1 protein-coding gene is annotated in these 3178 nt (G+C 65.0%); it reads right to left on the bottom strand.

Annotated elements, in window-relative coordinates:
- Nucleotides 1–85: 85 nt before the first annotated feature.
- Complete coding sequence (locus tag LL253_RS19560) at nt 86–3052, bottom strand: Tn3 family transposase (protein WP_021224430.1); 2967 nt, start codon at nt 3050–3052, stop codon at nt 86–88.
- Nucleotides 3053–3178: the final 126 nt, after the last annotated feature.

Genomic DNA, 3178 nt, shown 5'->3' with positions numbered 1-3178 from the left:
GGGGGCACTTCAAGGTTTGTTACACGGACAGCGGTAAGTTGAACATAGAGGCAACATTGCGGGGTCAGATGAGCTTCGACCCCCTTCATGCAACTTGGTCGATGGGTTCGACGCCAAGATTGAGCGGCCTGAAGCCGTCGTTATCGACGCCATGGCCGGTGTTCTGCCAAAGATAGTCGCCGGTGAGGCTGATATGCCGCCAGCCCAGCGGCGCGACATGCGCAAGCAACTCGTTGGGGGCAGGCTCGCCCGATCGGCGTAGGTGATCGACTGCCCGGCCCATATAAAGTGTGTTCCAATAGATGATGGCGGCGGTGACAAAGTTCAGCCCCGATGCCTTGAGCGCCTGGTCCTCGAACGTGCGATCCCGCAACCGGCCCTGCTTGTGCGCGAAGACGGCCTGGGCGAGGAAATGCCGCGCTTCGCCCTTGTTCAGTCCGGCCTGGCACTGCTGCCGGAGCTGCTTCGATTCCAACCAGTCGATTGTGAACAGTGCGCGCTCGATGCGGCCCACCTCCTGGAGCGCGAAATCGAGACGGTTCTGACGGCGGTGCGCGGCCAGCTTCTTCAGCATGACCGACGGCAGCACGGCATGGGCCTTGATGGATGCGGCCAGACGGACCAGCTCGTCCCAGCTCTCGCGGATCACCGAGGTGTTGATCGGGCGGCCGATCAGGGGCGCCAGCGAAGGGTAGCGACTCTGGCCCTCGAATGTGCCGAGCTTGCGGTCTGCCAAGTCGCGCAGGCGCGGGACAAACCGGAAACCGAGCAGATGCGCCAGGCTGAACACATGGTCGGAACTGCCGCCGGTGTCGGCGTAATGGGTGGCCGGTTCGATGCCGGTTCCGTGGGCGACCAAACCGTTGAGGACGTAGGGCGCCTCGGCCGCGGTCGCCGAGATCAGCCGGGCGTGGAACGGGGCATAGGTGTCGGCGACGTGGGTATAGATCTTCTGCCCGGGTTCCGAGCCGTAATGCAGGTTGACGCTACCGGCGGACCCGCGGCGACCGCTCCTGAAGAACTGCCCATCCGAACTCGACGTGGTGCCGTCTCCCCAGAGCCGGGTGAGCGGCAGGGCGGCCTGCGCATCGATCAGGTGGCGCAGCGCGCCCGCATAGTTCTCGTCCGAGAGATACCAGCTGTGTGTCCACGCCAACTGCGCGTAACTGATACCCTGACTGGCGTTAGCCATTCGCTCGATCCCGAGATTGGTCGCGTCCGCCAGGATGGCCGCAAGAAGGGCCTCGGGATTGGGATGCGTCCGCCCCGAACGGAGTTCGGGGAAAGCTGACACAAAGCCGGTGCGTCTCGCCACCTCGGCCAGAAGCTCGGTGATGCGGACCTTAGGCATGATCCGATCAACGAGTGCATCGAGCTGGTCGGCTGCCGCGGGTGTCGTTGCCGCGACCGGGGTGACGCGCAATTCGTTGCCCCTCAGCTCGACGCCGTCGAGCGTGCCGCGCTTCAGTGCATTGCCGAACCGGCGCAGCCGCCAGTCGAGCAACTTGGCACGTCCGTCGAGGTAGCGGTCCACGTCGGTGTCGAAAGGCAGATTACCGGCGATTGCTGCGGCCTCGGAGCGGGGCAGCAGATAGGCATCGAAGCGAAGGTGGTCGCGGGTACCCTCCACCCACAGGTCTCCCGAGCCAAGCCGCTCGCGCACCATAGCGACGGTTGCCGTCTCATATCGTCTCCGATCGATGCTTCCGCCCTCCGTGATCGCGGCTTTCCAGCTCTTCGGGAATGGCATGGGTGCGTCGATCGGCACCTCGCGCTTGCCGGTCGCGTTCAACTCGCGCACCAGCTTTACGGCCGCGAGCACGCCATCGCGCGACCCCGTGGCCTTGAACCGGAATGCGTCCAGGAAAGCCGGCGCATATCGACGAAGCGTCATGTACTTGTCGGACGCCCTGACCAACGGCTCGTCACGAGCGAGATCGGCGATCGCGGACACCTCATCGGCCACACCCATCAACCGGTCCCAGCCAACGCCGGTCTCGAGCGCAGACCAAGGATCAAGCCCGTCTTCGCGCGCGACACGAAGCGTACCGATCGTCGATCCGAACATTCGCATGAGGCGGCCGACGTCCTTGGTGGTCGCCTCGTAGCGGCGTTTTTGCGAGGCTCGCGCCTTGGCGAATAGGAGCCCGGTCTGCTTGGCGAACATCTCGATCGCGGCATCGGCGAGCCGGGCTTCAAGGTCGATCATGGCCGCGGCCAAGGTCGCTCGCCGGCGACGGAGCGAATAGTCCGAGAGGAGGAATGCCGGCGCAACTGCTCCTTCACGTACGAGTTGGCGAAATCGGCGCTCGTGGATGCTCTCGGCCACCCGCGCGTCGATGCCGATGCCGCGGACGTAGGACAGGCGAGCGAGGATGCCGGCGAGATTTCGGGCGGATGGGCTGTCGCCCGTGTCGCGCAACCACGCGAGCGGGGTCACCCCACTTTTCTGATCGGCGACCAGCAAAGCGTCGAGGGCGCCGACCTGCCCTGGCGTGAGTGCGGCCACCACGATGTCGGCCGCGAGCTTGCGCGCCCTTGCCCTTCCTGCGATCCCGATCCGCTCGATGCGGGCTGGCGCCGGAAGAACGATGCGGCCTGCGCGAAGGTCGTCGATGATCGCAGTCGCAATGGCCATGCCGCGCTCGGTTCCTCTCGCCGCCTCGGTCGCGACGTCAAGTGCGCGCCCCACGTCGCCGGGCTCGAAGCCGCGCAGGCCCAGACTTCCCATTGCTTCCCAGGCGTGCTCGAGCCGGGTCTGTGCGCGGTGGGCATAGCCAGCCAGCGTGCTCGATCGCAAGCCGAGTTGGTCCGCTATGTAATGGGCCAGAAAGTCGGGCACCACCTCGTCGTGTCGTAATCCAAAGCCTGGATACTGCAGAAGCGCCAAGTGGAGCGCGAAGCCAAGCCGGTTGGCGTCGCCACGCCTCGCCTCGATCAGCGACCGATGCTCGGGCATGACGGTGTAGAACTTGGCGAGCGAGGCGCGGTCGAGCGGTACGCCGAACAGTGCTCGGCGCTCGTCTCCTGTCAGAAGGTCGCGTCGGGCCATACGACTCACTCCCGTCAACCAGTAAGCGTAGCCTTGCCGCGCCAGGGACGCGAGGTTTCGCAAAACTTGTAAGTTCCGCGACAGATCGGGACCACACGGAAAATCTGGTGTAAACGCTCGCGCTAA

Source organism: Sphingobium soli, assembly GCF_020782245.1.
In the GTDB taxonomy this organism is placed as follows: Bacteria; Pseudomonadota; Alphaproteobacteria; order Sphingomonadales; family Sphingomonadaceae; genus Sphingobium; species Sphingobium soli.
Note: the sequence above shows the minus strand (reverse complement) of the source record. Positions and strands in the feature narration are given on the sequence as shown.